The 6,868-nt window shown below is 40.8% G+C and carries 2 protein-coding genes; both read right to left on the bottom strand.

All coding sequences use genetic code 11. The features are described 5' to 3' along the window. Nucleotides 1-354 precede the first annotated feature (354 nt). Complete coding sequence (locus tag PLA01S_RS25470) at nucleotides 355-675, bottom strand: hypothetical protein (protein ID WP_127594577.1); 321 nt, start codon at nucleotides 673-675, stop codon at nucleotides 355-357. A 167-nt stretch (nucleotides 676-842) separates the two neighbouring features. Further along, nucleotides 843-6,635 (bottom strand): endo-alpha-N-acetylgalactosaminidase family protein, encoded by a 5,793-nt coding sequence (locus tag PLA01S_RS25465; protein ID WP_127594576.1) that lies wholly within the window; start codon nucleotides 6,633-6,635, stop codon nucleotides 843-845. Nucleotides 6,636-6,868: the final 233 nt, after the last annotated feature.

The raw sequence follows: 6,868 nt of genomic DNA, 5'->3' as shown, positions 1-6,868 counted from the left end.
GTATTGAGCAATCCTGCCCGTTAGTTGAACAAAAGCAGCCAATCACACTGGCCGACTGCCTTCTTGTTTTATTCAACTATCGTTACCCGTTAGTTTAATGACAGCAGGGTATTTTATCATATATTCATTAACGATATTTTCCGGATTAACTTATTGTCTTTATTGAAAAGAGCAACCTCATTCAAAGAGACCCATTGTATTTTTCCGAGATGTTGAACATAAGCCCATTCGTTTGGACGATCCCGAAAAGCCTCTGTACGAAGAACTTCTTTATTTGTTTTATCAAAGACAATTATGTTACCAATTACAACAGTTACTTCATGCACAATATATAAACCTACTTTTAATCTTCAGTCAGGACTTGAAATTAGTTTTCTCCAAAACCACTCGTTTTTCATATCTGGCTTCAATCACTTTTGAGAACGCTTGCTCGAAAGAATCTGAATCCCATCCTTTTTCGGGAATGACCTTATCAAGCCCTTTTCTTAATAAATCAAATGTTACTTCTTTCTTTTGTTGATCACTCATTGAGAAGAATGAATCAACATGAAATTGTATTTGCGTTTCGCAAACTCCTCCATAGGTAATTACTCTAGGATCAGTAACTTCAGACACACAACAAATTAATACCTTGTACCGATAAAACAAAAAAGCCGCTAAAATAGCGACTTTCAATGGGACAATGTTCTTGTCCCTCGACATTTTTTTCTAAAGCTTTTCTAAAGAAGTTCCTAGAATCCCTGAGGTTTGATGAAAAATTGGAGTAAATCTATCCTATGAAATGTACTATGTTATCACAATTCCACAGGTTAGATCAGTAATAAATTTATAATCTAAATGAATTACATTTTACTCAACATAGCTAGAATTATTGTGACTGCTTCAGCTCTGGTTATAGAGACATTCGGATTAAAGTTGCCATCCCCATATCCATTAACGAGGCCTGCTTTCTCAGCAGCAGTTACATAAGATTTCGCCCATGCTGGAACAAGATATGCATCCTTAAACGATGATGAGGCATTAGGATCAATTTCAAGATTCAGTACCCGTACAATAATAGCAACTATTTCACTTCTTGTAATCTCATTATTCGCACGGAATGTACCATCTTCATAACCCGTAATATACCCCGCCTTAGCAATTGCCTGAATGAATGACTGCGCCCATACTGGTGTTTTGTCTTTATCAGCAAAACCAAACTCTGTATTGACTTGTTTCAATTTCAATGCTCTAGCTAACATAGTCGAAATCTCAGCACGAGTTGCACTGGCATTTGGTCTGAATGTTCCGTCTTCATAACCTGTTACAAAGCCAAGCTCTACAGACTTTTCAATGGAAGCCTTAGCCCAATGATTAGCGACATCAGACAAAACTAGTTTAGGAGTTTTAGGCTCAGCAGGTTCCATTGGTTTTGTCGATTCTGTTGGTGTTGGATCTGGTGTTGATGGTATTGATGGTGTTGGATCTGATGTTGATGATGTTGGATCTGGTGTTGGCGCCGATCCGCCGCCAGAAGAGTTAGCATCAGTCTTTACCTTAACACTCAGACTAGCACTCCAAATTCCTGCTGCATTACCTGCTTTAACCTCAAAGTTATAGCTTGTGTTAGCTGAAAGGCCACTGAATGTATAGCTAGTTATGTCTCCCAGTATTACAGTATATTCAATACCATTCTTGTAAATCTTATAATTTGATACACCAGTATTATCCATTGCTGCTGGCCATGAAAGAGTTAGACTAGTATTATTAATACTTGAAGCAATTAATTGTGCATTTGCCGGCCATGTAGGTGCAGTTTCGTCTACTGGTGGTCCAACCTCAGTAATTTTCGCATTATCGAATGCTTTTACCGATGCTTGAAGCGCTTCTATTGCTGCCGCCACTTCCTTTTGAGATGTTGCCGATTCTACTACTCCTTGTGCTTCTGCTATGGCTGCGTGCAATGCATTTACTGCTGCTTCTGGATATTGCCCTGGCTGATCACCGACTTTTGCGTCATCAACTTTTCCTTGTGCTTCCTTAATAGCTGTTTCTAGCGCTGATGTATCAACTCCATCTTCATCTATTTCCTCTACTATCAAATCATCGAGTACAAAATCTCCGGCTACCCTTGATGTTTTACTTATTCCAATCCAGTTCTGTCCCGAGGAACTAGCATCAAACTCGAATGAGACCCGTGTTGGCACTGTAACTGCTGGTAAATTCTCTGTCTTTACCTCTGTTAACAAGTCTCCAAGCACAAAGCTATATGCACCTTCTACCTCATTTTCATAATAGAAAGACAAGCGATAGCGCTTATTCGCTTCAAAACGCAGGGTTTGAGGCAATGTTTGATACAGGATGCCGGGAGCCTCATTATGAGATTTGAATGACCAGTTACCATTAATAACATCATCAATCTGCTTGCCATTCCAGCCCTTTTGAGTATATGGAGCATTCAACTCAGATAAATGCGTCTGAGCTCCAGTACCCGCATTACCACGTACGAAAGGATACCATCCGTCCGGAACATGCTCGAAATCTTGAACGAAATAGGCATCGGTCGGATTCTCTGACTTCTGAACCTTAATAACTCGCACATCATCAAACACTACTTGACCTTCGCCCTTGTCTACTTTTAGATAAAGAGTTGCTGTTGTTTGACCTTCAGGCACTTCAAAGTAAACAGGCATCTTCATCATATTCGTATTATGCTTGCTATCCGTCGGTGCGATATTTTTCCAATATGATCCATCTGTATAATTACTTACTTCGTCCATCCCAGCAATATCTTTAATACCGATATATGCTTTACGTCCTTGGTTGGAAGGAGATGTAGTCGTTTGAACATAAACACTTGCATAATATGTTCCTGGAGTAAGCCCAGTAATGGTCTGACTCACAGTTGCTGTTGCATCGACCGTATCAATAACCAATTCATTCTGACCAAAGCTGTTACGCTCTACAGTGACATCGCTACCTTCAACAGTCCAAACGCCATCCAGTTTGCCGCGATCAAAGCCAGGATCCTTAAGGTAGCTTCCTTCGCCGAAGTTGATCATGTCGACATCAGATACAGTGCTAGCTTCACCTTTATAAACGACATAAGGTGTTTCAACATCCGCATTCAAGGTTACTTGACCATCCACAACAGAAACCACTTTAACAAGCTCACGACCCTTATCTGTTAATTTGTATACCTTAACACTGTCAAGATTCGCCCAGTCGTTAGTCAATGTCCAAGTAGTACTCCCACCAGTTTCATTCCAATGATATAACTTCTCCTCTTCATCCTGAATTGTCCAAGGCAGTAGATAGGACTTGCCTTTTAACAGTACTACATCATCCTTCTTAATGACTCGTTCGCCTGTTGCGGTGGACACTTCAACTTTATCTTGGAATTGAATCGTATTGCCTTCCCACTTCATAATTGGATAGTGTTGCAAGAACTTCGTCGGCAGATTCGTGCCGAATGTCATCTTAATCATGTTGTCAAAGTTTTTGCCTTCACTCCAACCCTCAAAGCTTACAAGCTCAGTTCCACCAAGAAGAGGGTCGCGATCAAGCCAAATATCCTTCTGATGATTTCTCAAAAATCTTGCGATATGGCTATTGTAACCTTTGGTATCATTACCGCCATAAGGATGGTCCACTGCCCAATGGCTCCATATTGAATCCCATTCAGTTGAATACATAAATTCGGTTGAAAACGGCCATCCAAGTGAATTGATTTCTCGTGCAATCTTTCGACCGTTCCAGCCATGGTCATACCAAACATCAAGATAGATCATCGTAAGCCCAGGGACTTCTTCTTTCAATTGTTTCAATCGCTCTAGCCTATTGCCATTAGTGCCATTCAATCGCTTATTGATAATGTAGGATTCTTCCAACCAATCCCAACCCACTTGATTTTGATATACAAGCTCTTCGGAGAAGTTCTTCGCTTCTGGATACGATTCCTGAGCATTGATATGCACAGAGAAATTTGCATTGTATTTTGAACCAACATTCACAAGGGTGTTCAAGTCTTGAGCTCCACCCATACGCTTACCAATGTTTCCTCCGTAATCTGGATGAGCGGAATCGTGTCCTTCCGATTGATAACCTTTCACAAGGACATGCTGTTCCAGTCCATCAGTAGCCAAATACACTCGCTTCGTTTCATCAAGCGTTCTCAAGAAAGGCTGTGCTGTCTGACTGGCAAAGTTTGTTGGCATACGCTGAACAACCATCTCTGGGATTAATTCAACACCAAGAGGATTGTTCATGATGTCTCTATATACGATTGCACCATCTTGCCAATCTACAATTCCATCTCCATTCGCATCAGGAGATATAGCAATCTTAACTTCTGGAAGATCTTCCGTTTCATCAAAGTCTTTGATTCGATAGGTCCAGCCAGTGCTCCAAATACCAGTTTGATAATATCCAAATTTAGTAACTGTCTGCTTCTTCAGTCGATCATTATCTCTATCGGAATCCGCACTTTGATCCACGATTGCATTCGTCCATACACCACCAGACAGCTCATGTGTATTGACAAAGGCATACATATAATTTTTAGCGGATGCATCAATGGATGGTGTACCTTCAACCGAGACGATCGTGTCGCCTGTTCCTGTTCTAGCTGTATGCATTCTAGAGCCTGCAAAGGTAGCTCCTGCCTGCGTACTCTTTACGGATAACAGGTTGTGATTCGGTATCTGAATGTTGAAGACAGCTTTATCAGGGTCTTCAATATTGGTAATTTTGAATGTGACGATGTTATCAACAACCTTGATTTCCATATCCATCGCGACTTTGATCTCATCAAAGGTCAAACGATACGAAGCTGTATCATTACCTTTTTTAGTGAATTCAACATTCGGCGTATACGATTTGCCATTGAGCATTACTTCATTAATTACATCTTCTTGCCCGAATAGCGTTTTGTCTCCATCCAACCAGACATACTTCGCGATGCTTGGGAAGTTTTGGTTGACCGTAACCTGCATCTTGTCAGACACAATCGTTTCCTGAACAATCACATCAGTATTCACCTTGAAAATGAAAGTGGATTGAATGTTAAAATCTTCAACCATCTTAGCTGTTAGCTTCAGTGTACTGCCGTTTTCTGCATCAGCCTTTACTTTCATGATGATGTCATTACCCGCCTGCTCAATCGTGAATGCATCAGATGCTGGAATATCCCAAGTAATTGCTTTATTCGCATCATCTTCGATAGAAGCTGTCAATTGAAGCTCCGACTCTGGTTTCAGTTCCAGTACCGAACCATCCTCAATTACCCAATCCCCTATTTTTACTGTCAGGTTGGTGGAACCTTCCACAAACTTAACATTTGAGATGCCAACTGTCTTCGTACCACCCCAGCCAGTAATCCCTGGCTGTCCTGAAACGGCATATTCAGAAGGAACGGTAATTCCGCTGCCAATCGCATGTCCATCTACATATAGCTTGATCTTGGTTTCATCCATAAAGACCATGTACTCAGCATCTGCTTTCGCTGCAGGGACATAACCGTTCGATACGAATGGAATATTTTGCACCCATTGGCCATTTTTACGCAAACTTGCATTCCATGTACCGTTGATGTCATGGACAAGATGAGTGGCATACGTATCATCTTTACGTATGACTAATCCAAATCTATTATAATCAGAAGAAGACAACTTTATCTTAAAGTAACCATTCTTTATCTTCGGAGCTTCGGCAAACAGCTGCTCCTGATCTACTTTAAGGGTGGTTAGCAGTTTACCAGCCTGAATCTTTTGCATCTCCGAAACAGTTAGATCGTTGACAATATCATTATCTGTTTCAAGTGAGTAATCTCTTTCAAAACTTCCAGCAGGATCGACAGGCTCAATAGGCTCAATAGGGCTTTCATAATTGCCTAATTTAGAGATACTGACATTCTTATTACTTCCCCATCCCGTGATTCCCAACTTTCCTGCTACTACATACTCATCAGGTACGGTAATTCCATCTCCAATTTCCTGTCCATTAATCGTGAGCTTGATGCTGTTGCCATCCAAATGAATCAAGAAATTAGCATCCGCTCCTTCAAAAGGTACATATCCACCATAACTTACAAATGGAATATCCTTGACCCAGGCATTGTTTTTTTGCAAGCTTGCTTTCCAAGTACCGTTAACATCATGTACTATATGAATTGCATACTCATTACTCTTACGAACTACAACTCCAAACCTATTAAAACTGCTGGACGAAAGTTTTAATCTTAAGTATCCATTTAAAAACTCTGGGGCTTGCTTGAATATTTGTTCTTCGTTAACCTTAACGATCGTATTTAACTTGCCATTCTCAATAGACTGTGTATCCGTTACCGTTAGTTCATCGGGGTTAGAACTGTCATCAAAATCATTATAGTTCCTTTCAAAATAAACTCCATAAGCTCTATTAGGACTATTCTCGATGGAAGAGCTATCCTCGTTATAAGTACTGTCCACGACGGAAGTATTTGCTGCTTCGAAATTCAGATGCATGGACTGAAGCTCTGGGGATTTCGGAACAGTTGCTTCAACATCCTCCCCAATATAAGCAGTACCCATGACTGGCATTGCCTGAGTAAACATCATAACCAAAGCTAAGCTAGTAACTATTGCTTTTACACGAAGCTTTATTTGGTTTTTCTTCATTGGTCCTTGTCCCTCCACAAGCTGATTTTTGAATATATTGGCTTTCAGGCATTACATCAGAACATTACCTTTCCACCGCCTGTCCAAGGCCTATAAATGAAAGGTCACGGGTTTTCGAAATCGGAGATATCGGTATAGGATGGACGCCGAAACTGCTTATCGCCGTCAAGCTGTCTTACCGTACTCTGCGCCATCGTCAATTCATTTTCTCTGCCGGGCACTTCTTTTGATCC

It is taken from the genome of Paenibacillus lautus NBRC 15380, from assembly GCF_004000945.1.
GTDB classification, from domain to species: domain Bacteria; phylum Bacillota; class Bacilli; order Paenibacillales; family Paenibacillaceae; genus Paenibacillus_AQ; species Paenibacillus_AQ lautus.
Note: the sequence above shows the minus strand (reverse complement) of the source record. Positions and strands in the feature narration are given on the sequence as shown.